Genomic DNA, 26,218 nt, shown 5'->3' on the forward strand with positions numbered 1-26,218 from the left:
CTAAATATTTTCCATTCATTGCTATCAATTAAACCCGTCTAGAATTCCCATCTTTTTACTGAACTCTAGACTGGTTTATTTTCTTTTTAAAAGTAATATCTATTATTTTATAACTAACCTTCACTATCCTTTCGTCTATAGAAAATCATGGCTCCTAAAATAACACCCACAAAACCTAGCAAAACTGTTGATATCGACTTATCCTCACCTGTATTTGGTAACTTGGACTGCTCATTATTACTTACTTTATTTTCCAGTTGACTAGATTGCGAGTGTCCATTTATTGATAACAACTTAGGAGATGCTGAATTAACCTCACCATTTTTATCTTCCCTATGATTATCAAGTACCACATTATCCAAAGAAAGTTGGAAAGTCATAGCATATATACTAAAATGATTTGTCTCAAAAGTGACCTCCCCATCTTTTTGTAGGAATTCAAGTGTGTGTAAGTTTCCTTTAGAGTCAACATAATAAACATTCTCCACAGACTGCTCCGCTGCAAAAGTAACAATTACTGTTCCTTTAGGCTGAACAGCTTTACCACTTGCATCATTCAATTGGATATCATATGCTTTATAGTTTAATGAACTTAAAGAACTGACTTTAACTTCTTGAATTTTAACATCTTTAACATTTTTCAACACTTCTTCTGAAGCGTGAATTTGAACACTTCCTGTTGCATTTTTTAAAGTATGTTTTAATTTGGAAGATTCTGAAATGATAGAACTAGTAGTAACATTGTTATTTTTTAATGGTTTATTATTGTTTTCTGTGATAGAACTTACGTTTCCTTCTTCTATAATTGCTCCTGAATTTTCTTCTTTTTCCAATGGCTCTATAGTTCCAGTATATGCTGGTTTGTCAACAGTTGGAGCTAGCTCATATCCTGATGTACCTATTGGCTCTTTATATTCTGGAACCTCTGTTACCTCCGGAGAGTCAATGTTTACTCCTCCTTCATATTCTAGAACTGATACCGTTGGAGCGTCTTCTGAGCCTACTGTTGATAGAAGACCAGTATACTCTGGAACCTCTGTTACAACAGAAGAAGCAGAATTTACTCCTCCTCGATAATCTTCTTTCTCCGAAACAAGGGCAAGTTCAGAATTTACTCCTCCTTCATATTCTGGAACAGATATTGTTGGAGCTCCTTCTAAACCTGATGTTCCCAAAGCACCTGTATATTCTTCAGTATAATGCACGACACTCTCCGCAGCATTCATCCCACCAGGAATTCCTGCTCCAGCAAGGTTGACTGTCAAATTATGCATACTTTCAATACTGCCATCAACTATACCAGTAATTTCTTGTCCAATATCTTTCTTATCTACAGCAAATAAAAGAGTTTTGCTATCATACTGAGTCATGAAGACAGCTGTTCTTCCATTTGCCAATCGCAAAATAGGTGCTCGATTTACCAGGACTTCTGAATCAAATTCTAGACCAAAAACACCTTTCCCCATCTCATAAGCTTGGCTAACTTTTGCTTCTGTCGGAGAAATCAAATCCTTACTCACAAAATCCCAATTAAATTTTTTATAGGATAAAGTATAATAGTTCTGTCCATTTTCACGATGTTCATACAATAAGCCGTATTCACCACCACCTAACTCTTGCAATGAATTATAAGCAAATTCTCCATTCTGAATTGGATTGTGTTTTAACCAAGTTAGCTCACCATTTTCCTCAACACGAGCCAAGTGAACTAAACCATTTTTACGTTCACGGCCTGGTCCAGCAGCATTGCTAAGAAGAATGTACTCTTTACCATCATGCATCGTATGAATAGCTGACATTTGAACATAGGCATCTTTTACTTCTGGATAACGTTTGATTGTCTTCTCCCAAGTAACCCCACCATCTTTACTGGTAGCAACCTGAAGATCTCCAGTCAATCCACGCATAAAGAGTTTTACATCCCCATTGTTTAATTGCAGAACCGTTGATTCTGTATTTTGAGCACTACTTTTATTCATATTTGATGAATGGATAACGCTATTTCCAACAGGTCGATTATCATTTGGTGACTCTCCAGCATGCCAAGTTTGTCCATGGTCATCTGAATAAATCAAACGTGAAGACTGTGATCCGCCTAAATGCGAAATATTGTTCGTTGTATAGGCTGGCACTAAAATACGTCCTTTATGAGCGCCATTGCATAGTACAATTCCTGTTCCAGGACCTGTTCCAAGGAATTTCATCCAGTCTTGCCGAATACCTGGTGTGATATCTTTTGGAGCAGACCATGTTTTTCCATCATCATCGCTATATGACATCCACAAATAGCTCGTATTCGCTACTCTGAATGGATTTTTATCGCTTTGTTTAAAATAGATATTTCCAATTAATTCTTGATTTTTATAAAGATCTCCCTTATCTCTAAATCCAGCCTCTGTAGGATTAACCACGACTCGATAGTCTGTTTTTTGATTTTGTGAATTGAAAATCTCACCATTATCTCTTAGTGTATATCGTTCCGTCTCCCCTTGTTTGTAAAGAACCTGATAAGTTTTATCTCCTATTTCTTCATAAGCTTTTTCAGGTTGATTTGGCATTCCAAAAACAGCTCGCCCTTCTGGAAACATATCATAAATTGAAAAAATCCGTTTTGTCGTTGGATCTTGAACTAGAACCATATCAATATTAAGGGGTGATGTAGCAGTCTTATCAGTAGCTTCTGGATTATCGCGAAGATTAGAAATAGTTAGTTTATCTCCCCAAGTCTTTCCATTATCTTGACTGCGACGAATTACCATACCAATATCACCATAGTCAAAATGGTGTAAACGTCGTTCGTCACCCGCAGCGATCAAGGTTCCCTTATCTGTTTTTAATAAAGCTGGAATTCGGTAACTATTAATTCCTTCACCATTTGGCTGGTTATTTCTCCCACTCTCAAAAATATCTTTCTTTTCAGTAACTTCAGCGCCTTCAGGTAATTTTTTCTCTAAATCATTTCTTTCAAATAATTGGCTACGTTTTTTTACTTCCTCGATGGTTAGAGCACGATTATATACAGTTAGATTACGGATTTGAAGATTCGACCCCCACATTGTTTGGTTTGCTCTTCTAGTAGCTCCAATCTGTACTTTATTGACGTCTGGCATATCTTTAATAAAGCGACCTGATTTCGTGTTCGTTCTAGATAAAACTCCATTTACATATAAACGAACCTGCCCATTTGGCTGATCTGCTTTTGGTCTCTCTACCGTAAAAGTAACTGAATTCCATTGTCCTGGTTTTATTTTAAGAGATGCATCTGAATAACTGCCATAAAAGTGACTTCCATCAGCACCACGTGCTTCCACCATTGCAGTCCCCTTGTTCACAGACATACTAAAATATTCATCTTTCTTCTTATCACTTGACACAGAGAAAAGATTATAAAATTGAGGTGCATTGGCATCTGGTTTAAACTCCATATGAATGGTAGCATTTTTAAGTTGTTTCAACTGATCCAATTCTTCTGCTAGGTCAACTCTCTGCCCATTCCCAGTATTAGTAGCCAGATCCTCTCTTTCAAAAACAGTTTCTACATTTGTCAACTCTCTGGCAAAAAAATCACGTGGAGGAACGACTGCATCATTTGCACCTTCAATTTTTGCTGGATGATGCTCTATACTTTCTTCACTTCCTGTATTGGACTCTACAGGAAGATGTTCAGAGTTTCCTTCTGGTGTCGAGGTCTCTTCCTTCAAATTATGCTTATTAACATCAACTCCTTGATTAGTCGCTAAAGCCAATTTATCAGCTAAATCCTTATCTAGGTGATTTAAGTTACCAGAAACTACCTCAGTTACAGGTTCTGATACAGGTGCTCCACTTTCTAAAGGAGTTTCTACCTTACTTACATCAATATTAGTTGTAGTTTCTTGTGCTAAAGCCGGTGTAATACCAAATAAAACTGATCCAATAGCTACCGAAGCAACACCAATGGTAAATTTTCTAATACCATATCGGTTTTTACGATTAAGATAACTTTGATTCATATAATTCCTCCTACACTTTTGGTAAGCGCTTTCTTTTTTGGTTAAAATTTTTTAATTAGTTGAAAAATTAAAATAAGGAAGTAATATAATTAATGCAATTTATTATTCTCAATTAATACATAACTCCCTAAATAATTATTTTACTTCTTAAAATCTAGACTTTTCTTTATTATATAATAAAATAATACATTTCTCTCTATGTTGATCTATAATAGATTCTATTTTTAGAAATATTTTGCTTTTCTGGCTTTTTTTGAAAGTACTTTCAACTCCCTTACACAAAAAGAGAGCTACTAGGCTCTCTCATTCATTATTTTACATACTTAAAAGGAATCTCACTGCCACAGAGCCAGTTGTAGACTTGGTCATTGACAAAAACATTCATAGCTTCATGAGCATACTCAGGCATGATACGATAGGCCTTATCGCAGGTCAGCCGATTGTAAATCGCAAACTGGGTAATAGGATAGCAAACATCATCGTCCAAGCCCGTAATCATCTTAACCTCACCCTTGATACGATGGGCAAGATTTTTCACATCGATATAAGCAAGGGTCGCCATGATCTCCTCCTCAGTTTCATGGAAGGGGTCATGAAACTTGAAATAACGAAAAAGTTCGTCGTAAGCCTCGCTAGTATTCCCAATCTCAAGCACCCGTCTGAAGTCTGACAAGAAAGGATAGATGGCAACAGTTTTCTCAATTCGAGGATTGAGAGCTGCCGCAACCAAGGCTAGAGCCCCTCCTTGTGAGGCACCATAGCTAGAAAGGCGCTTCTCATCTACCTGAGGCAGACTAGCAACAATTTCGATCAACTGGTAAATGTCCAGATAAACATCCTTATAAAAGAGCTGGTCTCGACCTTCAACGGCACCACGGATAATGTGACCCTTGACCGTATTTCCTAGTGGAGAACGCAAGCCATCTTGTGAGTAACCCGACTGCCCCCGCACATCCATAGAAACAACACCATAACCGGCTACGGTGAAGGCTAGCATGTCTGCCCAGTCCCAACCACGTCCCATATAACCATGGAAATGGAAGATTAGTGGAACCTTCTCCTCACTCTTTGGAAGAACGACGCGTGCATAAACCTTGCCTTCATTGGTTCCTTCAAACGTTAACTCATAGCACTTAACTTGAGGAATGTGGAAATTTCTTTCCTCCAACTGGTAGGCTGGAAGAGTTGAAACTTTTTTCACTTCCTCATCCCAGAAAGCATCAAAGTCTTCTGGAACCTCATCCCGTCCTCTATAAGTCTTGATTTCTTCTAACAAAGCTAGATTTTTCATAACATGCTCCTTTTATTTTGTAATCGCTATCACAACTGTAGCATATCTAGAAAAGCATTGCAAGAAAGAAGGGTAAATAGAAAGTGAATTTAGCTTTCCTTTCTTCAAACCTACTGACAGAAAGTATAATCAATTGAATCTAGAATAGTACCAATTAACTTCTAAAGTATTTTTAGAAATTAATGTGAATGTCCCAGTTGATTTGTCTACAGCTTATCTCGATATACTATAGTTTCAATGGCGATTGGACAGAGAATCATTTATCAGAAAGCGAGGTAACATCATGAAAGCAATCGGTACGCAAATGTTACAGACAGAACGTTTGATTTTGAGAAGATTTGTGGAGAGTGATGCAGAAGCTATGTTTCAAAATTGGGCTTCGTCTGCTGAGAATCTAACCTACGTCACCTGGGATCCGCATCCTGATGTTGAGGTCACTCGAAACTCGATTCGTAATTGGGTTGCTTCCTATGCCAATCCCAACTATTACAAATGGGCCATTTACCTCAAAGAAAACCCAGAACAAGTGATAGGAGATATCAGCATCGTTGAAATGCACGAGGAAGATTTAAGTTGTGAAATTGGCTATGTTTTAGGAAAAAACTATTGGGGTCGTGGTCTTATGACAGAGGCCTTAAAAGCTGTGTTGGACTTTTGTTTTACTCAAGCAGGATTTCAAAAAGTCAAAGCTCGATATGCCAGTCTCAACCTAGCTTCAGGCCGTGTCATGGAGAAGGCTGGAATGTTCTATCTAAAGACTGTAGCAAATGGGGTAGAGAGAAAAGGCTATATTGCGGACCTTATTTATTATCAGATAAGCGGAGAAGACATATAAGCTTAAAATTTATTGCTTATCCGCTGTTCTTATTTTTTATTTACTATTTCATTTATCCTCTTTTTTCCGAATAAATAGATAGAACCATCGAATCTAGCAAAATTAGATTTTAAAATATGGTATAATAGAAGGAGGGAATGGATGATTCTCAGACATCCGGGCATCAGTCCAACCAATGACTTGGTTGCTAAGAAAATCTTTAGCAATCCAGAAATCACTTGTCAATTTATTCGCGATATGCTGGACTTGCCAGCAAAAAATGTGACGATTTTGGAGGGAAGTAACATTCACGTCTTACCTTCCCTGCCGTACTCAGCACAGGATTTTTATACCAGTATAGATGTTTTGGCGGAGTTGGACAATGGCACTCAAGTAATTATTGAGATTCAGGTACATCATCAGAATTTTTTCATCAATCGCCTGTGGGCTTACCTGTGCAGTCAGGTCAATCAAAATCTAGAAAAAATTCGTCAGCGAGAAGGTGATACACACCAGAGTTACAAACATATCGCACCAGTTTATGCTATTGCTATCGTGGATAGCAATTACTTCTCAGATGATTTGGCTTTTCATAGCTTTAGTATGCGCGAAGACACGACAGGTGAGGTCTTAACCATCACAAACAATGGACAAGAAAATCATCTAGTCAAGATGGCGTTCTTGGAACTAAAAAAATACAAAGAAACCAGCAAGGATAGCGTTCGCAAACCGTGGTTGGAGTTTTTTGGGAATAAACCCTTTACTCAGGAACCCGAGCGAGCCATCAGCCAGGCAGACCAACTGCTAGACTACAAGAGCTGGTCCGAGGAGGACAGGAAAATGTTTAGTCAACTACGTATGCGTGAAGAACAAGCCTTGTTAGCACAGGACTATGCCTTGGAAACTGCTAGGGCAGAAGGGATTGAACAGGGACTGGAGCGTGGGAAAGTCTTTACCTTTCTAGATTTAGTACGCCAACATGTTTTAACTTCCGAATTTGCGAGTGAGCAATTGGGCATGACTGTCGCTGAGTTTGAGGCATTGTTATAAGACCAGCACTAACTGTCAAGAACATCATCTAGTCAAGATGGCATTTTTGGAATTAAAAAATGTAGAGGAACCAGCAAAGACGAGGTTCGCAAGCCTTGGTTGGAGTTTTTGTAAATCATTTAATCAATGACAGATTTTTCCGTAATAGATGGAAGAATCTGCTTTTTTAGTTATGCTAGATGTGGGCTCTGAAATAGTAAGATATGGTGTATTGAAATAAGATATGAACAAAGAAATTAGGAAAGTCAAATTATAATCAAATGAAATAAAAACTGAACAAATTGATTACGGAATTCAAGCTAATTTCTAGCAAGGTTTTAGAAAACTCGGTGGACTATTTCGGATTCAATCTACTATAATTTCTAGAAATTTTTTAGAATCCGCAGTGTGCTATTTTAGATTCAATAAATTGTGCTTTTAGGAACAAAAAAAGAGCATTTCCGCTCTTTCTTCCTTCTATTTATATCAGTTTGTCGCTTCTTTCTTTTGGAAAGTGGTTTGGTAATTTACTTTGATCGTTACTGTCATGTGAGAGTCCTCGTTTCTTTTTGATGACTCTAGTATAAGGGCCAAACCTGAAAGCTAGCTTAAGATTTCCTTAGAAAAAGCTTAATCTAGATGTTCTTTCTTCTGCAAATGAAGGGCAATCATGCGCCATTCTGGATCCTCTTGCCAAGCTTCTATCGAACTAATGTAACTAGCAACCTTTCTGGCTTCTTCTAAAATCGGAAAATCTTCAATAATATCAGCCACTTGGAATTCTGGGAGTCCTGACTGTCTGGTTCCAAAAATTTCACCTGAACCACGCATTTTCAAATCTTCCTCAGCAAGGACAAATCCATTGGTGGTTTCTGTCATGATGCGCATGCGGTCTTTCCCAGAATCCGTCTTAGGATTGGCAACGAGAACTGCATAAGACTGCTTATCTCCCCGACCCACACGACCTCTGAGCTGGTGAAGCTGGCTTAGCCCGAAGCGATCCGCATCCATGATAATCATGACGGTCGCATTGGGAACGTTGACCCCGACCTCGATAACCGTTGTCGAAACTAGAATATCCGTTTTTTGCTCTTTGAACTCCTGCATAATCTGGTCTTTTTCATCACTCTTCATCTTACCATGTAGAAGAGCCACTTCTGCCTTACCTGCAAAATGAGCTGTCAGCTCCTCTGATAAAGCAATGGCATTTTTCAGATCCAGAGCTTCTGATTCTTCAATCAAGGGAGAGATGATATAGGCTTGAGAACCTTTTTGGATTTCCCCCTCTAACCAAGTCAAGACCTGAGCTAGTTGCTCATGTTTGATCCAACGTGTCACAATAGGCTTCCGCCCTGCTGGCATCTGGTCAATAATGGACACATCCATGTCGCCAAAGGCTGTGATAGCAAGCGTCCGTGGGATAGGAGTCGCCGTCATCATGAGGACATCTGGGTTGTCGCCTTTTTCCCGTAAAATACGCCTTTGCCCCACACCAAAGCGGTGCTGCTCATCGATGATAATCAAGCCCAGACGAGCATAATCCACTCCATCTTGTATCAGAGCGTGGGTTCCGATAATCAAATCAGCCTCACCCTTGGCAATAGTCTCCAAAACTTCCCTCTTTTCTGCAGCTTTCAAGGAACCTGTCAAGAGAGCAAGTTTTAGGTCTGGGAAGAGACTCTGTAGACTCTCAAAATGTTGCTCTGCGAGAATTTCTGTTGGCACCATGAGGGCTGCCTGATAGCCAGCTGTCACCGCCGCAAACATGGCCAAGCCAGCGACGACTGTTTTTCCACTCCCCACATCTCCTTGCAAGAGACGATTCATGTGGTGGTCCGACTTCATGTCGGTCAAAATTTCCTGCAAACTCTTTTCTTGAGCTGGAGTCAGGGCAAAAGGCAGGTTTTCTTTGACAGCTGTCACCTTTTCCTGAGACCAATCCAGAACCAGACCGCTTCCCTGAACTCTATTTTCAGACTTAAGCATCTGCAATTGCATTTGGAAATAAAAGAGTTCCTCAAACTTGATACGGCGAAGGGCCTGCTTGTATTCTGCCAAATCCTTGGGGAAATGCATGGCACGAACGGCCTGACAACGGGACATGAGTTTGTATTTGTCCAGCAAAGACTGGGGAAGATTTTCCTCAATCAAGAGGTCCAGTCCCTGATCAAAAGCCGTCTTGATGACCTTGACCAGACTGGCCTGACTGATTCCTTGAGCCAAACGATAGACAGGCTGGAGGTCATCTTCCACCTGAGCCAGGACCTTCATCCCTGTCAGACTAGCCTTGGCACGGTCCCATTTTCCAAAGACGGCAAGAGTTGCTCCCAACTCTATCTTATCAGCCAGATAGGGCTGGTTAAAGAAATTAACCGCAAAAACGACTTCTCCCTGCTTGAGGCTAAAACGCAGGCGATTGCGCTTGAAACCATAATACTGGACACTGGCAGGAGTCACAACTTGACCAGAAAGAACCGCCTTTTCACCATCCTCCAATTCAAGCACCTGCTTAGTCTTAAAGTCTTCATAACGGAAAGGAAAGTAGAACAAGAGGTCTTGCAAATTTTCAATTCCTAGTTTGGCGTATTTTTCTGCTGACTTTGGTCCCACACCAGGTAAGACATGCAAGGGTTGATGTAGATTCATGCTCCACTCCTTTCTTTTCTAATAATATTCTCTCGGAATGCGGTCGCTGAGAAGACAAACCACCTCATAGTTAATAGTCCCACGGTAGGTCGCTACCTGAGTAGCTGTGATTTCCTTGTTCCCGTTAGAACCAATGAGGGTGACTTTTGTTCCTAAGGGATAAAGCTTAGGCAGACGAATGGTGATTTGGTCCATCGAAACCCGCCCAACGATTGGGCAAGCTTGGCCATCTACCAAGACAGTAAAATTCTGCATGTCTCGTGTCCAACCATCCGCATAGCCGATTGGTACCGTCGCGATGACTTGCTCGCTATCCGCCTGATAAGTAGCTCCATAGCCCATGCAAGCTCCAGCTGGAACTGTCTTAACATGAACTAAAGCAGACTCCAAGGTCAAGGCTGGTTTCAAGTCATAGGGTAAGTCCAAAACCTCTCCGCTAGGATTAAGACCATACATGGCATCTCCCATACGGATCGCATTAAAAATAGTCTCTGCATGCCAAAGAGTCGTTGCCGAATTACTGGCATGAACCAGCTCTGGAACTTCCTTCATACTAGCCAAAATAGTTTTAAACCGTTCTAACTGGGCATTAAAGTAGTCATCTGATTCCTCGTCTGCAGTAGCAAAGTGGGTAAAAATTCCTTCAACACGAGCACCGTGTTGTTGGAGCAAAACTTGAGCCTGCTCAGCCTCACCGGCCTCTCGAAAACCAATCCGTCCCATTCCTGAGTCAATCTTAAGGTGGACTGTCAATCCAGTTAGGTCCGCTTCCTTATCTAAGAGTGCTTGAATCCACTCCAGTCCAGCCACAGTCAAGGTGATATCGTATTCTTTAGCAAGAGAAACAGCTTCTAGATCAGAAACTCCTAAAATGAGGATTTTCTTCCTGAGTCCAGCTTGTCTGAGTTCAATGGCTTCATCAATATTCGAAACGCAAAAGCCATCAACATCATCTTGAATAGCCGTCGCAACAGCAACAGCCCCATGACCATAGGCATTAGCCTTGACTACTGCAAATTTGAGCGTTCCTTGAGGGATATGAGCCCCCATTTGCTGAATATTTTGTCGAATAGCTCCCAGATGAATCAGAGCCTTGGTTGGTCTATGTGGACTAGCTTTCATGATTTTCCTCCAAAATGACACTGGCTGTCACAAACTGATCGGTATGGCTGATAGACAGCCAAATCTTTCCTGGAAATGGTGACTGACTAAAATAAGGCGCCCCGCGTTCATTGTTCAAGACTTCTAAATCCTGAAAACCGAGCTTGCCAATACCAGTTCCCATGGCCTTAGAAAAGGCCTCCTTAGCCGACCAACGACCAGCCAAATATTCGATTTGTCTGCGCCCTTTAAGACTGTTAAACCGCTCCATTTCCTTAGCGGTCAGCACGCGCTTAGCAAAACCTTCATGTCGTGTAACTGCGCTTTCTATCGAAGCCAATTCTTCGATGTCAATTCCGTGTCCAACTATCATTCTCATCAAAAGGAGTTGAGATTCCCCAACTCCATCCTTTTCACTTATTTTGTCAAGGTAGCATAGATTTCTTCTACCAAGGCCTCTGTATTTTCCCAACCTAGGCAAGGGTCAGTAATAGAGCAACCAAAGACCTCTGGTTGATTTTGACGACCATCTGCTAGGTAAGATTCAATCATAAAGCCTCGAACTGTCTTTTTAATCTTCTCATTCCAATCACGATTCTGCAAAGTCTGGCGAACAATTCGAATCTGTTCCATATATTGCTTGCCTGAGTTATCATGGTTGGTATCAATGAGGATAAAGGGATTTTCAAGTCCCATGGTTTCATAGCGTTCAATGGCATTTAGCAAAGTTTCATAGTAAAAGTTAGGCTCATTTTTCCCATATTCATTAACTGCGCCACGAAGGATGACGTGAGCCAAGGGATTTCCTGAAGTCTCAACTTCTTGGCCATGAAAGAGGAAGGTCTGTTTGTTCTGAGCAGCATAGATACCGTTAAACATAACCCCAAGATTCCCAGAGGTTGGATTTTTCATCCCCACTGGTGCATCAATCCCTGAAGCCACAAAGCGGTGCTCTTGGTCTTCCACAGAACGAGCCCCAACAGCATGGTAGCTGACCAAATCATCTACCAAGACCAGATTTGACGGATAAAGCATCTCATCTGCCGTTGTCAAACCAGTCTCTGTAATCACGCGGTAGTGTAACTGGCGCACAGCCTGCAAGCCGTTAATCAGACTTGGAGCCTTAGAGGTATCTGGTTGGTGAACCAAACCTTTATAGCCGTCTCCGTTGGTGCGAGGTTTAGCTGTATAAACACGCATAACCATGAAAATCTTGTCCGCCACCTTCTTTTGCAAGGCGGATAAACGGCGGGCATATTCCAAGACAGCCTCTTCATTGTCAGACGAGCAAGGACCAATCACCAAAAGGATCCGGTCATCTTCTCCTGAAATGATGTCTGCCATTTCTCTATCACGACGCTCCTTTAATCGCAAGGCTTCCGCAGACAATTGAGTTTCTGCTTTGATTGCTTCAATATCGATTTCTTGACCTTTTTCAATAAATGCCATCTTATTCTCCTAGCGTTTGGTAGATTTCTCTGACGAGGGCTTCCGTATTTTCCCAGCCAAGGCAAGGGTCTGTGATAGACTTGCCAAATACTTCCGGTTCGTTTTGACGGCCGTCTTCTAGATAAGATTCAATCATAAAGCCACGAACGTACTGCTTGATTTTTTCATTCCAATCACGGTTAATCAAGGTCTGGCGGACAATTCGAATCTGGTCCATGTATTGCTTACCAGAATTGTCATGATTGGTGTCCACAATGATAAAAGGATTTTCCAAGCCCATTTTCTCATATTGGGCAATGGTATCCATCAAATTATCATAGTAGTAGTTAGGAATATTCTTACCATACTCATTGATTGCTCCACGAAGAATAGCGTGCGAAAGCGGGTTCCCAGTTGTTTCCACTTCTTTCCCTAGGAAAAGGAAACTTTGTTTGTTTTGAGCAGCATAAATCCCATTAAACATAACATTGAGATTTCCAGATGTTGGATTTTTAAACCCAGTCGCGAAATCTGCTCCACTTGCCACAAAGCGGTGTTGCTGGTCTTCAACTGAACGGGCACCAACCGCCATGTAAGAAATCAAATCATCTACAAGCGGAAGATTTTCAGGATAAAGCATTTCATCAGCTGTCGTCATACCTGTTTCTGTGATAACACGATAGTGAAGATGGCGAACAGCTTTGATTCCGTTGATAAGACTAGGTGCTTCTGTCGCATTAGGCTGGTGAATCAAGCCCTTATAGCCATCTCCGTTAGTACGAGGTTTGGCAGTGTAAACACGCATAACCATAAAGATACGGTCTGCCACTTCTTCTTGCAAAGCTGCCAAACGCTTAGCGTATTCAAGAACAGCTTCTTCATTGTCAGATGAGCATGGCCCGATTACCAAGAGAATTCGCTGGTCTTCTCCACGTATAATGGCTTCTAGCTCTTGATCGCGCTGAGATTTTCTCTCCAAAGCTTGACCTTCTAATTTTGATAAGGCACGAACTTCTTCAATATTAATTTTAGGACTTTTTGCTGTAAATACCATAACTCATCTCCTTATAAATCAAACGGATACCAAGTAAAAATTTACTTTTCACAAGGTATCCGCCTCTAAACTATCTCATTTTATTGTCTTTTACCGTGACAGTTTTTAAACTTCTTACCAGAACCACATGGGCAAAGTTCATTCCGTCCAATCTGACTCAAATCCAAATCTTCTGGTATATTTGCTTGGTGGGCAGCGATATTGCGGGTCGCTGTTGTACTGATATGGTGTTCTGCTTGTGGTCTTTCTTGTTCATGAATTTGTGCTTTCATCATCAAGCGTGTCACATCAAACTCAATCGAACCAATCATGTCATTAAACATACGGAAACCTTCTGCCTGATACTCGACAACAGGGTTGTTCTGAGCATAGCCACGAAGTCCAACCGCGTTACGTAATTGATCTAGGGCATCGATATGATCTGTCCACTTGTTATCTACCACTCGTAGAATCAAGACTTTTTGGAATTCTTTAACTGCTTCTTCATCGCGTAGTTTTGAAACCTGACTATCGTAAACTTGCAAGGCCCGTTGGAAGAGTTCTTCCTTAATAGCCTTATCAGACAAACCTGACAAGTCTTCGATTGAAATAGAATCTTCTGGAAGCAAGTTGTACTTAGCAAAGTTCAAAATTGCCTCTAGTTTTTCATCTTGTTTGGCACGCGCATGACCATCAACGACACGACCAATCGTGCGTTTGATCATAGCCTGAATTTCAGGTGCCAAGTCACGGTCTGCAGTGATAACATCGTAACGTTGAGCATAGATAATCTCACGTTGTTCACGCATGACGTCATCATATTGAAGGACTTGTTTACGGGTATCGTAGTTATTTCCTTCGACACGTTTTTGCGCTGCTTCAACCTGACGTGTCAACATACGAGACTCAATGGCCTCTTCAGACATGTTGAGACGTTCAAAGATTCCCTTCAAGCGTTCAGAACCAAAACGTTTCATCAAGTCATCTTCAAGAGATAGGTAGAATTGTGACTCACCTGGGTCTCCTTGACGACCTGAACGTCCACGAAGCTGATTATCGATACGACGGCTTTCATGGCGTTCTGTACCAATCACACAAAGTCCACCCAATTCGCGAACTCCTTCACCAAGCTTGATGTCGGTACCACGACCGGCCATGTTGGTTGCGATAGTAACAGCACCACGTTGACCAGCATTCATGATGATTTGGGCTTCTTTATAGTGGTTTTTAGCATTTAAGACTTCGTGAGGAACGCCAGCTGCGACCAATTTCTTAGAAATGTAGTCACTGGTTTCAACCGCTACTGTACCAACCAAGACAGGCTGACCTTTTTGGTAACGAGCCTTAACGTCTTCGACAACCGCCTTAAACTTAGCCTCGATACTTGCATAAAGAAGGTCTGAGTGGTCAATACGTTGAACAGGACGGTTTGTTGGGATTGGAATAACACGAATGTTGTAGATTTCACGGAATTCTTCTTCCTCAGTCTTACCTGTACCTGTCATACCAGACAATTTCTTGTACATACGGAAAAGGTTTTGGTACGTGATTGAGGCAGATGTCTTAGTTTCATCCTGAATTGGCACACCTTCTTTAGCTTCAATCGCTTGGTGCAATCCATCAGAATAACGACGACCTTCCATAGTACGACCTGTAAATTGGTCGACAATCAAGATTTCTTGCTCTTCGCTCACCACATAGTCAATATCGAGAAGCATGATATAGTTGGCACGAAGGGCATTATCGATAAAGTGAGTCAAAGCCACATTTTCGATATCATAGAGGTTTTCAAGCTTGAAGTAGCTTTCAGCCTTGTCAATACCCGAATCAGACAATCCAATAGTCTTAGATTGCACATCGATGATGTAGTCGTCTTTGTCCAAAGATTTTACATAGTGGTCTGCCATGTGATACAACTGACTAGTTTCAACTGCGTTAGCACCTGATACGATCAAAGGTGTACGGGCCTCGTCAATCAAGATAGAGTCAACCTCATCGACCAAGGCATAGTTAAGCGGGCGTTGTACCATGTTTTCAGCACGAACGACCATGTTGTCACGAAGGTAGTCAAATCCGATTTCTGAGTTGGTTGAGTAGGTAATATCACACTCATAGGCTTCTTTTTTCTCCATTGGAGATTTGGCAGCCAAGTTAATCCCTACTGACAAACCAAGCCATGAGTACAATTCACCCATCTCAGTCGCGTCACGTTCTGATAGATATTCATTTACCGTAACTACGTGAACCCCTTTACCTGAAAGGGCATTGAGGTAAACCGGCATAGTCGCAGTCAAGGTTTTCCCTTCCCCTGTACGCATCTCTGGCACGTCACCATGGTGAAGAACGATTCCCCCCATAACCTGAACCTTATATGGAAAAAGTCCTAGGACACGTTTGGCACCCTCACGGACAACCGCAAATGCTTCATAAAGCAATGAATCCAGTGATTCTCCATTTTGATAACGTTCTTTAAATTCAACTGTTTTTGCTTTTAGTTGGTCATCTGTCAAAGCAGCCATTTGGTCTTCGTATTTGAAAACCTTGTCAGCCATCTTTTCCAGACGACGGATTTCTCCTTTATCATTTTCGATAATTGTTTTTAAAATATTAGCCATGTTTTTCCTTACTTTAAATTCCGAATATTTTAGAATGTTCTTTTAATTTTAGCACAATTACTGATTATTTTCAAGGAAGAATCCCCATTTTGAAAAGGAAAAAGAGGCTAGTTTCCAAGCTAACCTCTCTGACTTTTATGATGATTTAATTGCCAACAAAAATCGGCAAAATCGCAAATAGGATAAATAGATTTATCCAAAAAGAAAGACAACAGATAAGTCCAAAAACAAAAAGACTGACTTTCTTGGATAACAAGGCCATCAAAATGGACAGAATTCCAAAAACTAGCAAGATTTTCTGCATGATTAAGAGATTGATAGATATTCCCAGAACTGGTTTATCCCAAGGAACAAAGAAGAAAGCAAGCCAGATAAGCAGAACTAACCCAATATAAATCTTGGAATAGCGTGTAATAAATGATTTTAGATGTGCCATAAGCTACCTCCTATCAATAAAAACCATATAAATCAATGCCTTTCGCCTTTAGATTGTCCTAGTTCCCGTCTCAAGCGAAACATGTTTTTGAAAAAGATATAGTCTAACCAGTCACTGCCTAGAGATAAGACTATCAAAAGCAACCAAACACCCCAAGTACTAGCATCTGATTCATGATTTAGAACAAAAGGGAAAAATAAGAATGAAAAAATTGTCATATCCAAGCTAAACAGAGCTAAAAGGGAAATATAAATCCAGTAGAAATAGTAGATAATGGGGAAAAACTTACTGTTTCTATCAGCATTGTCTATCCAATAGAAAAAATAAAAACAAGGAAATAAGAGTATTAAATGAAACCAATTAAACGACAGTTTCATCATCGACACCTCCTCTTTAAAATTGTTTTCTTTAGTTTCGTTCTATTAAGTGTTATTACCAATATAAATCAATGCCTTCCACCTTTAGACTTCCCTAGTTCCCGTCTCAAGCGAAACATTTTTTTGAAACAGGAATAAGTTAACCAATTCAGACCAATAGCTAGCAGAATAAAAAGAAACCAAATGACCCAAAACTTGATATCTGTCACATTTCTCAAGACGATATTGAAAAACAGAACTGAAACAACTGTCCAAGCAAGGCTAAAAAGAGAATAGAGGGGGATGTAAACCCAGTAAAAATAGTAAAAAATTGGGAAAAATTTACTATTTCTGTTGGCCTTTTCAATCCAGTTATCAAAATAAAAGTAAGGTGCTAAAAGTAAGAATTTAAACAAATGTTCCATCATCGACACCTCTTTTTGATAGCGTTTTCTTCAACTTCATTCTATCAAAAAAATCTGGAAATGTCATTCCAGATTCTACTTTTTTATTTACGTTTTCTTGCGATGAGATGGATTGGTGTTCCTTCAAAGACAAAGGCCTTGCGGATTTGATTTTCCAAGAAACGCAGGTAAGAAAAGTGCATGAGTTCTTCTTCGTTGACAAAGATAACAAAGGTTGGTGGTTTGGTTGCCACTTGGGTCGCATAGAAAATCTTGAGGCGTTTCCCTTTGTCTGTCGGTGTTGGGTTGATGGCAATAGCATCCATAATCACATCGTTCAAGACAGCTGATGGAATACGTGTGTTTTGACTTTCGCTGATTTGCTTGATCATCTCAGGAAGTTTGTGGAGACGTTGCTTGGTCAAAGCGGATACAAAGATAATCGGGGCGTAAGGCAGGTATTGGAACTGCTCACGGATATCTTCTTCCCAGTTTTTCATAGTGTGGTTGTCTTTTTCAAGCGTATCCCACTTGTTGACTACGATAATCATCCCTTTACCAGCTTCATGGGCAAATCCTGCGATACGCTTGTCGTATTCACGGATACCCTCTTCCGCATTGATGACCATTAAGACCACATCTGAACGGTCAATAGCACGCATGGCACGCATGACAGAATATTTCTCGGTATTTTCATAAACCTTACCAGACTTACGCATACCAGCCGTATCAATCATGGTAAACTCTTGACCATCTGTATCTGTAAAGTGGGTATCAATGGCGTCACGCGTTGTTCCAGCAACTGGACTAGCAATGACACGGTCTTCTCCCAAGATAGCATTGATCAAGCTTGATTTTCCGACGTTAGGACGACCAATCAAGCTAAACTTAATCACATCTGGATTTTCTTCTTCATATTCATTTGGAAGATTTTCTACGATGGCATCTAGCACATCCCCTGTACCGATACCATGGACAGATGAGATAGGCAATGGTTCACCCAAACCAAGAGCATAGAAATCATAGATATCATTTCGCATCTCAGGGTTGTCCACCTTGTTAACTGCGAGGATAACTGGTTTATGGGTCTTATAAAGCTTACGGGCTACGTATTCGTCTGCATCGGTAATTCCTTCCTTACCAGATACGACAAAGACGATAACATCTGCTTCTTCCATGGCAATTTCTGCCTGGTGCTTGATTTGTTCCATGAAAGGAGCATCGACATCATCGATTCCTCCTGTATCAATCATGCTAAACGAACGATTGAGCCACTCACCCGTTGCATAGATACGGTCACGTGTCACTCCTTCGACATCCTCTACAATGGAGATTCGCTCACCAGCGATCCGATTAAATAGGGTTGATTTCCCAACATTGGGACGTCCTACAATGGCAATAGTTGGTAGGGCCATAATTTCTCACTTTCTACAATAACTTCTTCTGTTCAAGATTTTTTCTAGTTGAGTTTGGTTCTGCTTGACCAAACTGTTCTGCTAGGCGCTGACTCCAGCTTGTGGTCGCACGCGCTCCAGCATAGTCCGCCTGTACACGGTCATAAGCTTCGATTGCATCAGTTGACTGTTCTCGGTATTCTTCCTCAAACACCACTTGATGCAATGGCAAGCGAGGTTTGACTTCATGTTCTTCATTTGGAAGACCCAGTGCCATCCCAAAGACAGGATAGGTGTAGTCAGGCAAATTAAAGAGTTCTGCTACTTCTTCTGACTTGTATCGCACCAAGCCAATAATGACACCACCATAGCCCAAGCTTTCAGCTGCCAGCAAGGCATTTTGACCAGCAAGGGCCGCATCGACCGAACTAATCAAGAGACCTTCTACACCTTGGGGTTGGAAGGTATCCCTATGGAGTCGTGCTCCCTTTTCTGCTCGGTTCAAATCTCCGACAAAGAGAAGGAAAACAGCAGACTGGCGAATTGCTTCTTGAGGCACCAATTCATACAAGGCATCTTTCTTCTCTTGACTTTTTACAACAATCACAGAGTATGATTGGAAATTCTTCCAAGACGAAGCCATTTGTGCAGATTTCAAAATCTCATTTAAGTCTGCTTGAGGAATCTCTTGCTCTTTAAACCTGCGCACTGAAGTATGAGCCTTCATTAATTTGATTATTTCTGTCATCGACGGTTCACTCCTTCTAAACGAGTCTCCTCGGCCAAATAACGGATGCGTTCCATGACCCGTCTGGCTTCCCAGGTTTCGTCATTTCCATTTTTCCCTTTAGCGAAATGCAGCTCCAATTCTTCAAAGTTGAAGTTGGAGGTGAAAAAGGTCGGTAAATCTTCCTGCATCCGATATTGGAGAATGACCTGCAGGATTTCGTCACGCACCCAAGGTGTTGATTGCTCGGCGCCAATATCATCTAAAATCAGGACTTCAGAAAGCTTAATCTCATCCACCAAGGTCTTGACATTGCCATCACCGATAGCATTTTTGACATCGATGACAAAGCTAGGATAGTGGAGGAGAGTGGATGAAACACCACGTTTTTCTGATAAATCATGAGCTAAGGCCGCCACCATAAAACTTTTACCCACACCAAAGTCTCCATATAGGTAAAGTCCTTTTCGAATAGCTGGATATTGCTCCACGAAGGCTAATAGCTTTTCAAAAACTGGCAAGCGCCCCAAATCATCCAAGTCTACTTGAGCCAAACTAGCTTTCCTGAGACTAGCTGGCAGATTGATTAACTTGAGGCGGTTCTTAATAGCCGCTTCTTTTTCCGCCGCGATTAGTTCAGGAGTTTCTTCATATGAAACGTCCGCATAGCCATGATTCATGACTAGTATAGGCTTGTAGCCTTTGGCAATATAATCTGTATCTCCTCGGAGAAACTTGTCACGCTCGGTAATGTACTGATTAAATTTGGAGATACTGCGATTCAATTCCTCTGGAGTAAGGGATTCTTGCTGGATAAAGGCCGCAACATCAGGATCCTTCATGATTTTCTGGACCAAATCTTGATAATGAAAACGGCTAGGTTGACGTTTGAGTACGTCTCCGACACTTTCCATCTAATCTCCTCCTTTTTCTAATCTAGCTAATAGTTCTTGTTTCTTACGTTCTAGTTCCAGACGAGTTTCCTCGCTGGTTTCATTCTTATAATCTGGATTGCTCCACTTGGGTACATTGGACTTGGTAGGACTGGGTTTACTGCTTTTTTGAGCCTGACTCTTTTGCCCATGTTCACGGATGCGCAAGACTGCCTCTTCTGCCGAATGAATCTTTTGGTATGCATAATCATTGGCTACCTTCATGGCATATTTCTCATTGATGTTTGCCGAATCTACCTTATTAAAGGTCAATAAGAGAATAATATTGATGACTTCGTCCAGCAAGCCCAACCCAGCCATCTGTTGCAAAAGTTCTCTTTCTGTTTGGGTAATACTTGCCTTACGTGTTTGCTTGATTTCTGCCAAGAACTGCAAGGCCGTTTTACTTTTGGCTTCCTTGATAATGGTTGCTTCCTTAGGACTAAAGTCAGAGGAAACAGGTTTTTGAGCAATTTTTTCCCGCATGCGTTTGGTTGAAATAACCTGGGAAACAGCTGTTGACTTGGCCAATTGATAGGTCTCAAACCAGGTCCATTTCTTTTCCTCGGCAATGGCAAAGAGGTTCAAGACATCGGACTGCTCATCCGCAAAACAAAGCCCATCTCGAGCCATAAGCTGACGAAAATGGTCTAAGTCAAAATCGTTGGCCACTTTCTTCTTGAGACCAAAGTCTTCTTGACTTCCCAGTTCTGCCAAGTCTGGAAAGACTTGATTGAGTGAGACAGGTATTTCTTCTCCCTCAGCACTCTCAACTTTCAAATCCTCCACAGCTGCATCACCAATCTTTTTCTCTAAAAGTCTACGATAAACAGGATGTTCCAAGAAATCTTGACTTGAAAGAGGAGCATGGAGGGCTAGCTGATAGGTATCCCCATTTTGATAGAGGGTTAAGAGATTGAAAGCAGATAGGATTTTCAAGGATTTTAAGAGTCTGTCCATCCCAAAGTTGAGATGGTTAAGAATGCTTGAAAAAAGATATTCCTTTCTGCCGTTATCCCAAAAACTGATTGTATAAAGATAAAGGCTCAGTGCCTCCTGACCGATAATCGGGAGGTAGCACTGTACCAGAGATGAGGTATCTTGCGACACCCGATTATTCTTTAGATAAGAAAAACGGTCAATTGGCTTCATTTATCTTTCCTTTTTCTTTTTAGAGGACTGGGTGATTTGTTGGAGCAAGCTCTCTAACTCACTCACATCCTTAAAACTACGATAGACACTGGCAAAACGTACATAGGTAATCTCATCCAACTCAGCCAACTCCTCCATGACGAGTGAACCAATGTCCTCACTTTGAATTTCATTTTCATTTCGACCACGGAGTTTCTGTTCGATACGATTGACTACCATGTTGATTTCATCACTTGACACAGGACGTTTCTGGGCTGAGCGGATAATCCCATTAAAGATTTTATCTCTGGAGAATTGTTCCCGTGTGCCATCTTTTTTAACAACCACTAAGGTTCTTTCTTCTACTCGTTCGTAGGTTGTAAAACGGTGTTGGCATTCGTCGCACTCACGTCTTCTACGAATAGTGTTCCCTTCTTCTGCTTGGCGACTATCGATAACACTTGACTTGGTAGCCCCACATTTTGGACAACGCATCCTTTCCCTCCTTATCGTTTTCTTTTCATTATACCATTTTTTAAGCGATTCCCAAAACAATTCTTCTTTTTGCTTGACAAGTTTTTTGTTTTGTTGTATTATTTAATTAAGACAAAGAGATAAAAGAAAGGAGACCAAGATGTCCTGGACATTTGACAACAAAAAACCCATCTATTTACAGATTATGGAGAAAATCAAGCTTCAGATTGTTTCCCATACACTGGAACCCAATCAACAACTTCCAACCGTGAGAGAGCTAGCTAGCGAGGCCGGTGTCAATCCCAACACCATCCAAAGAGCCTTGTCAGACCTTGAACGAGAAGGATTTGTCTACAGCAAGCGAACAACTGGACGATTTGTGACTGAGGATAAGGAACTGATCGCCCAATCGCGCAAACAATTATCGGAAGAAGAATTGGAACACTTCGTTTCCTCCATGACCCATTTTGGCTATGAAAAAGAAGAACTACCATGCGTAGTCAGCGATTATATTAAAGGAGTTTAAGCCTATGTCATTACTAGCATTTGAAAATGTATCCAAATCTTATGGAGCAACACCAGCCCTTGAAAATGTTTCTCTTGACATCCCAGCTGGAAAAATTGTTGGTCTCCTTGGGCCAAATGGCTCAGGAAAAACAACCCTGATTAAACTAATCAATGGCCTCTTACAACCAGATCAAGGACGTGTCCTTATCAACGACATGGACCCAAGCCCAGCAACCAAGGCTATCGTAGCTTATTTGCCGGATACGACCTATCTCAATGAACAAATGAAGGTCAAAGAAGCCCTAACCTACTTCAAGACCTTCTATAAAGATTTCAATCTTGAACGCGCCCATCATCTACTTGCAGACCTCGGCATTGATGAAAATAGTCGTCTCAAGAAACTATCAAAAGGAAACAAGGAAAAGGTACAACTGATTTTGGTTATGAGCCGTGATGCCCGCCTCTATGTTTTGGACGAACCTATTGGTGGAGTGGACCCAGCAGCCCGTGAGTATATCCTCAATACTATTATCAACAACTACTCCCCAACTTCTACCGTTTTGATTTCTACCCACTTGATTTCTGATATCGAGCCAATCTTGGATGAAATTGTCTTCCTTAAGGACGGAAAAGTCGTCCGTCAAGGAAATGTAGATGATATTCGCTATGAGTCTGGTGAATCCATTGACCAGCTCTTCCGTCAGGAATTTAAGGCCTAAGCAAAGGAGATTATTATGTTTTGGAATTTAGTTCGCTACGAATTTAAAAATGTTAACAAGTGGTATTTAGCTCTTTATGGTGCTGTTCTCTTCCTCTCTGTTCTTATTGGAATTCAGACACAATCCTTAATCAAACTACCTGAAAAAAATCTATCTGTTCTACTTTTTTTTCTATCTACTGTCTTTGGTGGTTTGATGGTTACACTTGTGATTTCAACTATCTTCTTGATTATTAAACGATTCAAAGGAAGTGTCTATGACCGACAAGGCTATCTGACTTTAACCTTGCCAGTTTCTGAACACCATATCATCACAGCCAAACTAATCGGTGCCTTTATCTGGTCGTTGATTAGCACTGCTGTCTTACTCCTATGTATCTATATTATCTTATTGTCAACAAATTCTGATGAAGTTCAACTTTCTACTCTTCTGTCATTTGTTGCAGAACATTTTACCGGCTTTGGTCTTACTGTCTTATCCTTCCTACTAAATACCATTTCTGGAATCCTCTGCATCTACTTGGCTATTTCCATCGGACAACTTTTCAATGAATACCGTACAGCACTCGCTGTTGCAGCCTACATCGGTATCCAAATCGTCATTGGATTTATTGAAGTTTTCTTCAATACCAGTACTAACTTCTATATTAATTCACTTGCAGGATTCAATGATAATTTCTATATGGGAGCAAGCGTAGGCATTGTTGAAGAACTCATATTCATAGCTATCTTTTACCTCGGAACCTACTATATTTTGAAAAACAAGGTTAATTTGCAATAGTTTTTAAATAATTTTTACCTAGATATATAACATACTCATAGGACAAAAAGTCTTTAAAATCAGAAAACGCATAATATCAAGTGTTAAAAATCTTTGATATTATGCGTTTTATTGTTAGAAAATTTGCTTTATTTTCTCCTCTAATTGAGTTTTTGCCCAGCCTCAAAACACCAACTTCATTTTACCTACCAAGCACAGTCATTCGTCATTTATTTTTTCCAATATTATCTACGAACTTTGATAAAAAGAGAGGTACCATAGCTATAAAAACTTGCCCTCTTTCTCCCCATGCAAATAAAACGACTGCAAGAACAGCTGAAAAGATTGCTAAACATATAGATATTAGACGACATATTTTCTTATTATTCATAGCACTGCTCCTTTACTTAATAAATATTTTACAATAGATTTTAGTTGAAAGTATAAAAGAAACCCCAATCATGATACTGGCCAAAATTATGATACTTATAACTAGAAGGAAATGATTAGCTGAACTAATCCAGTTAATGAAAATCATGCCGAAAGTCGTTTTCTGAAGACCATACACTAATCCCATAACTAACGATAGTACCAGTATATTGACAATCGTATTTCCAAAAGCACCAAAGGCATATACGGAAGGAAGCAATAAGGCTACATACATGATTCCAAAGATTATTCCAATCAATGCCATAATTAAATGTAGATTGAGACTGTATTGATTAAACATGACATGGGTAGCAAGACTTAAACTCAATACTATAGAACTTACCAAAAGAATAAAAGAAATACAAGAGAGATACCTCGCTAAAATTATCTTAGATTTTGAAATTGGAAAAACTCCTACAAATTGATTCCAACCATTCTCACTATCTGATACAACTAAAGCTGTGGGAAGAGAAGCTAAACTTATTGGTAACACTATTAGTAAAAAAATTGTCCCCGATTCTCTTGCAAAGATTGTAATTAAGAATAAGGCTAAGGCAATAAATATTCTATTAATTATCTTTACTTTATTTAAAATAAGTTGCGCATCTTTATATAGTAGTCCTTTCATTTATTCGTTCTCCTTTGACTAAAAATAATAAAATTTCCCAAAGCGTTGCATAATTACTCTCGTCCTTACTCTTGTCAGATACAACTACTAAATATCGAACACTATCACCCTCTTCTAATTTATAATAAATGTCTACTTGATCCATATTGTTCTTTATTTCTGTTTTAATCATAAATCGGTTCAGTAAATTTTCTCTGTCTCCCTCTAGAAGAATCTCCCCATTATGGATAAAAATAAAATAATCTGCCGCCTGTTCTAAGTCACTCAAAATATGTGAAGATAAGATTACGGTCATATTCTCTTTTTTAACATACTCTTCTAAAATAGATAAGATCTCTCGCCTAACAATAGGATCCAAGCCACTTGTGGCCTCATCTGCAATTAATAGTCTCGGGCGATGAGCGAGTGCAGACGCAAAATTAAGTTTCACCACCATTCCTCTGGAAAATTCTTTCATCTGTTTTTGAGATGGTAAGTTAAACTTTTGAATAAAAGTGTAAAATAACTTTTTATCCCAACTAGGATAAATCATGCTCATCATTCTTTCAACTTGCTCCACCGAAAATGAAACTGGAAAAAAGTTTTGTTCTAAGACAACCCCTAGTTTCGATTTAATATCTTGCTCATGCTCTGAATAAGTTTGTTCAAAAACCCTTATACTATCCTTCTCAATCTGTAGTTGATTTAAAATCAGATTCAGTAAAGTAGATTTACCAGCTCCGTTTTCACCAATCAGTCCAATAACCTTACCTTCCGGAATCTCTAAGTTACGGACTTGCAATTGAAAATCCCCATACTGCTTGGTTAAATTTTTTATATTAACTATTGATCTGGCTCTCATGTTAACACCTCATCTAAATTATAACATCATGTATAAAATCGTTAAGCTATTCCCTAAAAAAATAAGACTCGCCAATAAAATATTAACTTTATTTGGCACATTAAGTTTTTTTAATTCCAGTAACAACAGCAAAGAAACTAGAACATAGTTAATAACACTAATAAATATAAAATACTGGTCAGTTATTTTCGTTCCTAATCCTAATATTATTAACACAAAATTAGCAATAGAATAAGCGGATATATATGTATAGTAAAGTGAATTTTTTAAATATGATCTACTTACATTAATATCGCAAAATTTATTTAACAATTTACTGATTACATAATAATTTATATGGATATTTAATATAAAAACACCTATAGTTATTATTAGTGATATCACAATAAAAATGAACATGGTATAAACATTAAACTCAAACCGAAATTTATCTTGAAGTATATCTTTTGAAATCAAAATATATCTAACAACAAATATAAATACTGCAAATATACTCAATACAAATAATTTAATATTTTTTATCATATATTCA

Annotated in this window: 25 protein-coding genes and 1 pseudogene; 6 read left to right on the forward strand and 20 right to left on the reverse strand. The window is 39.9% G+C overall.

Going from position 1 to position 26,218, the window contains the following annotated elements:
- Positions 1-113: 113 nt before the first annotated feature.
- Positions 114-3,992 (reverse strand): SIALI-17 repeat-containing surface protein, encoded by a 3,879-nt coding sequence (locus RN80_RS08765; protein ID WP_080998536.1) that lies wholly within the window; start codon positions 3,990-3,992, stop codon positions 114-116.
- Between the two features lie 310 nt (positions 3,993-4,302).
- Positions 4,303-5,283 carry an acetylxylan esterase gene (locus RN80_RS08770; protein WP_060628660.1) on the reverse strand — a complete coding sequence of 327 codons (981 nt, stop codon included), beginning with the start codon at positions 5,281-5,283 and terminating at the stop codon, positions 4,303-4,305.
- 283 nt (positions 5,284-5,566) lie between these two features.
- On the opposite strand from RN80_RS08770, the gene RN80_RS08775 reads away from it, so the two are divergent.
- The 3 genes and pseudogenes from RN80_RS08775 to RN80_RS10305 form a co-directional block, all read left to right on the forward strand.
- The gene (locus RN80_RS08775) at positions 5,567-6,118 is read left to right on the forward strand and encodes a GNAT family N-acetyltransferase (RefSeq protein ID WP_060628661.1); all 552 of its coding nucleotides are present in this window, start codon (positions 5,567-5,569) and stop codon (positions 6,116-6,118) included.
- 141 nt (positions 6,119-6,259) lie between these two features.
- Positions 6,260-7,147 carry an Rpn family recombination-promoting nuclease/putative transposase gene (locus RN80_RS08780; RefSeq protein WP_060628662.1) on the forward strand — a complete coding sequence of 296 codons (888 nt, stop codon included), beginning with the start codon at positions 6,260-6,262 and terminating at the stop codon, positions 7,145-7,147.
- Positions 7,148-7,151: 4 nt separating this feature from the next.
- A pseudogene (locus RN80_RS10305) lies at positions 7,152-7,255 on the forward strand (Rpn family recombination-promoting nuclease/putative transposase); the annotation flags it as partial.
- Between the two features lie 501 nt (positions 7,256-7,756).
- On the opposite strand, the gene recG reads toward RN80_RS10305, so the two are convergent.
- From recG to nrdR, 14 genes are all read right to left on the reverse strand, one after another.
- A complete protein-coding gene (gene recG / locus RN80_RS08785) occupies positions 7,757-9,772 on the reverse strand; it encodes an ATP-dependent DNA helicase RecG (RefSeq protein ID WP_060628663.1) in 2,016 nt (671 codons plus the stop codon).
- Positions 9,773-9,790: 18 nt separating this feature from the next.
- A complete protein-coding gene (gene alr / locus RN80_RS08790; protein ID WP_060628664.1) occupies positions 9,791-10,894 on the reverse strand; it encodes an alanine racemase in 1,104 nt (367 codons plus the stop codon).
- Positions 10,884-11,246 carry a holo-ACP synthase gene (gene acpS / locus RN80_RS08795; protein ID WP_060628665.1) on the reverse strand — a complete coding sequence of 121 codons (363 nt, stop codon included), beginning with the start codon at positions 11,244-11,246 and terminating at the stop codon, positions 10,884-10,886. The genes alr and acpS overlap by 11 nt, the downstream gene beginning before the upstream one ends.
- Before the next feature lie 44 nt (positions 11,247-11,290).
- Positions 11,291-12,322, reverse strand: a complete 1,032-nt coding sequence (locus tag RN80_RS08800) for a 3-deoxy-7-phosphoheptulonate synthase (RefSeq protein WP_049500897.1) — start codon at positions 12,320-12,322, stop codon at positions 11,291-11,293.
- A 1-nt stretch (position 12,323) separates the two neighbouring features.
- Entirely contained in the window at positions 12,324-13,355 is a 1,032-nt protein-coding gene (locus tag RN80_RS08805) for a 3-deoxy-7-phosphoheptulonate synthase (RefSeq protein ID WP_049500894.1), read from the reverse strand.
- Positions 13,356-13,435: 80 nt separating this feature from the next.
- Entirely contained in the window at positions 13,436-15,949 is a 2,514-nt protein-coding gene (gene secA / locus RN80_RS08810) for a preprotein translocase subunit SecA (RefSeq protein WP_023943775.1), read from the reverse strand.
- A gap of 145 nt (positions 15,950-16,094) precedes the next feature.
- Positions 16,095-16,385 carry a hypothetical protein gene (locus RN80_RS08815; protein ID WP_060628666.1) on the reverse strand — a complete coding sequence of 97 codons (291 nt, stop codon included), beginning with the start codon at positions 16,383-16,385 and terminating at the stop codon, positions 16,095-16,097.
- Positions 16,386-16,417: 32 nt separating this feature from the next.
- Complete coding sequence (locus tag RN80_RS10165) at positions 16,418-16,765, reverse strand: hypothetical protein (RefSeq protein ID WP_060628667.1); 348 nt, start codon at positions 16,763-16,765, stop codon at positions 16,418-16,420.
- A 65-nt stretch (positions 16,766-16,830) separates the two neighbouring features.
- Positions 16,831-17,166: a hypothetical protein gene (locus tag RN80_RS08825; protein ID WP_045612523.1), complete on the reverse strand. Its 336-nt coding sequence runs from the start codon at positions 17,164-17,166 to the stop codon at positions 16,831-16,833.
- A gap of 83 nt (positions 17,167-17,249) precedes the next feature.
- Positions 17,250-18,560 (reverse strand): ribosome biogenesis GTPase Der, encoded by a 1,311-nt coding sequence (gene der, locus RN80_RS08830; RefSeq protein ID WP_001207696.1) that lies wholly within the window; start codon positions 18,558-18,560, stop codon positions 17,250-17,252.
- A gap of 13 nt (positions 18,561-18,573) precedes the next feature.
- Positions 18,574-19,287 carry an NADPH-dependent oxidoreductase gene (locus tag RN80_RS08835; RefSeq protein WP_060628668.1) on the reverse strand — a complete coding sequence of 238 codons (714 nt, stop codon included), beginning with the start codon at positions 19,285-19,287 and terminating at the stop codon, positions 18,574-18,576.
- Complete coding sequence (gene dnaI, locus RN80_RS08840; RefSeq protein WP_060628669.1) at positions 19,284-20,180, reverse strand: primosomal protein DnaI; 897 nt, start codon at positions 20,178-20,180, stop codon at positions 19,284-19,286. Before dnaI ends, RN80_RS08835 begins: the two co-directional genes overlap by 4 nt.
- On the reverse strand, positions 20,181-21,350 hold the full coding sequence (locus RN80_RS08845) for a replication initiation and membrane attachment family protein (RefSeq protein ID WP_060628670.1): 1,170 nt from the start codon (positions 21,348-21,350) through the stop codon (positions 20,181-20,183).
- A complete protein-coding gene (nrdR, locus tag RN80_RS08850; protein ID WP_001203672.1) occupies positions 21,351-21,824 on the reverse strand; it encodes a transcriptional regulator NrdR in 474 nt (157 codons plus the stop codon).
- Positions 21,825-21,963: 139 nt separating this feature from the next.
- On the opposite strand from nrdR, the gene RN80_RS08855 reads away from it, so the two are divergent.
- The 3 genes from RN80_RS08855 to RN80_RS08865 are packed head-to-tail and all read left to right on the forward strand — an operon-like array spanning position 21,964 to position 23,809.
- Entirely contained in the window at positions 21,964-22,329 is a 366-nt protein-coding gene (locus RN80_RS08855) for a GntR family transcriptional regulator (protein ID WP_060628671.1), read from the forward strand.
- Positions 22,330-22,333: 4 nt separating this feature from the next.
- On the forward strand, positions 22,334-23,029 hold the full coding sequence (locus RN80_RS08860) for an ABC transporter ATP-binding protein (protein WP_000054197.1): 696 nt from the start codon (positions 22,334-22,336) through the stop codon (positions 23,027-23,029).
- A gap of 15 nt (positions 23,030-23,044) precedes the next feature.
- Complete coding sequence (locus RN80_RS08865) at positions 23,045-23,809, forward strand: hypothetical protein (protein WP_060628672.1); 765 nt, start codon at positions 23,045-23,047, stop codon at positions 23,807-23,809.
- 205 nt (positions 23,810-24,014) lie between these two features.
- Here the strand turns inward: RN80_RS08865 and RN80_RS09950 are convergent, their stop codons facing one another.
- From RN80_RS09950 to RN80_RS08880, 4 genes are read right to left on the reverse strand one after another with little or no spacing between them, the layout of a single operon-like run.
- The gene (locus RN80_RS09950; protein WP_153198681.1) at positions 24,015-24,179 is read right to left on the reverse strand and encodes a hypothetical protein; all 165 of its coding nucleotides are present in this window, start codon (positions 24,177-24,179) and stop codon (positions 24,015-24,017) included.
- Between the two features lie 12 nt (positions 24,180-24,191).
- Positions 24,192-24,845, reverse strand: coding sequence for an ABC-2 transporter permease (locus RN80_RS08870; protein WP_060628673.1), 654 nt, complete (start codon positions 24,843-24,845; stop codon positions 24,192-24,194).
- Positions 24,826-25,686, reverse strand: coding sequence for an ABC transporter ATP-binding protein (locus RN80_RS08875; protein ID WP_001202678.1), 861 nt, complete (start codon positions 25,684-25,686; stop codon positions 24,826-24,828). The genes RN80_RS08870 and RN80_RS08875 overlap by 20 nt, the downstream gene beginning before the upstream one ends.
- Positions 25,687-25,704: 18 nt before the next feature.
- On the reverse strand, positions 25,705-26,211 hold the full coding sequence (locus RN80_RS08880) for a hypothetical protein (protein ID WP_060628674.1): 507 nt from the start codon (positions 26,209-26,211) through the stop codon (positions 25,705-25,707).
- Between the last annotated feature and the right edge of the window lie 7 nt (positions 26,212-26,218).

It is taken from the genome of Streptococcus mitis, assembly GCF_001281025.1.
In the GTDB taxonomy this organism is placed as follows: Bacteria; Bacillota; Bacilli; order Lactobacillales; family Streptococcaceae; genus Streptococcus; species Streptococcus mitis_AK.

Bases quoted from the DNA above. Each gene is read 5' to 3' on its own strand.
- RN80_RS08765 (WP_080998536.1), bottom strand. From the start codon at position 3,992: ATGAATCAAAGTTATCTTAATCGTAAAAACCGATATGGTATTAGAAAA.
- RN80_RS08770 (WP_060628660.1), bottom strand. From the start codon at position 5,283: ATGAAAAATCTAGCTTTGTTAGAAGAAATCAAGACTTATAGAGGACGG.
- RN80_RS08775 (WP_060628661.1), top strand. From the start codon at position 5,567: ATGAAAGCAATCGGTACGCAAATGTTACAGACAGAACGTTTGATTTTG.
- RN80_RS08780 (WP_060628662.1), top strand. From the start codon at position 6,260: ATGATTCTCAGACATCCGGGCATCAGTCCAACCAATGACTTGGTTGCT.
- recG (WP_060628663.1), bottom strand. From the start codon at position 9,772: ATGAATCTACATCAACCCTTGCATGTCTTACCTGGTGTGGGACCAAAG.
- alr (WP_060628664.1), bottom strand. From the start codon at position 10,894: ATGAAAGCTAGTCCACATAGACCAACCAAGGCTCTGATTCATCTGGGA.
- acpS (WP_060628665.1), bottom strand. From the start codon at position 11,246: ATGATAGTTGGACACGGAATTGACATCGAAGAATTGGCTTCGATAGAA.
- RN80_RS08800 (WP_049500897.1), bottom strand. From the start codon at position 12,322: ATGGCATTTATTGAAAAAGGTCAAGAAATCGATATTGAAGCAATCAAA.
- RN80_RS08805 (WP_049500894.1), bottom strand. From the start codon at position 13,355: ATGGTATTTACAGCAAAAAGTCCTAAAATTAATATTGAAGAAGTTCGT.
- secA (WP_023943775.1), bottom strand. From the start codon at position 15,949: ATGGCTAATATTTTAAAAACAATTATCGAAAATGATAAAGGAGAAATC.
- RN80_RS08815 (WP_060628666.1), bottom strand. From the start codon at position 16,385: ATGGCACATCTAAAATCATTTATTACACGCTATTCCAAGATTTATATT.
- RN80_RS10165 (WP_060628667.1), bottom strand. From the start codon at position 16,765: ATGATGAAACTGTCGTTTAATTGGTTTCATTTAATACTCTTATTTCCT.
- RN80_RS08825 (WP_045612523.1), bottom strand. From the start codon at position 17,166: ATGGAACATTTGTTTAAATTCTTACTTTTAGCACCTTACTTTTATTTT.
- der (WP_001207696.1), bottom strand. From the start codon at position 18,560: ATGGCCCTACCAACTATTGCCATTGTAGGACGTCCCAATGTTGGGAAA.
- RN80_RS08835 (WP_060628668.1), bottom strand. From the start codon at position 19,287: ATGACAGAAATAATCAAATTAATGAAGGCTCATACTTCAGTGCGCAGG.
- dnaI (WP_060628669.1), bottom strand. From the start codon at position 20,180: ATGGAAAGTGTCGGAGACGTACTCAAACGTCAACCTAGCCGTTTTCAT.
- RN80_RS08845 (WP_060628670.1), bottom strand. From the start codon at position 21,350: ATGAAGCCAATTGACCGTTTTTCTTATCTAAAGAATAATCGGGTGTCG.
- nrdR (WP_001203672.1), bottom strand. From the start codon at position 21,824: ATGCGTTGTCCAAAATGTGGGGCTACCAAGTCAAGTGTTATCGATAGT.
- RN80_RS08855 (WP_060628671.1), top strand. From the start codon at position 21,964: ATGTCCTGGACATTTGACAACAAAAAACCCATCTATTTACAGATTATG.
- RN80_RS08860 (WP_000054197.1), top strand. From the start codon at position 22,334: ATGTCATTACTAGCATTTGAAAATGTATCCAAATCTTATGGAGCAACA.
- RN80_RS08865 (WP_060628672.1), top strand. From the start codon at position 23,045: ATGTTTTGGAATTTAGTTCGCTACGAATTTAAAAATGTTAACAAGTGG.
- RN80_RS09950 (WP_153198681.1), bottom strand. From the start codon at position 24,179: ATGAATAATAAGAAAATATGTCGTCTAATATCTATATGTTTAGCAATC.
- RN80_RS08870 (WP_060628673.1), bottom strand. From the start codon at position 24,845: ATGAAAGGACTACTATATAAAGATGCGCAACTTATTTTAAATAAAGTA.
- RN80_RS08875 (WP_001202678.1), bottom strand. From the start codon at position 25,686: ATGAGAGCCAGATCAATAGTTAATATAAAAAATTTAACCAAGCAGTAT.
- RN80_RS08880 (WP_060628674.1), bottom strand. From the start codon at position 26,211: ATGATAAAAAATATTAAATTATTTGTATTGAGTATATTTGCAGTATTT.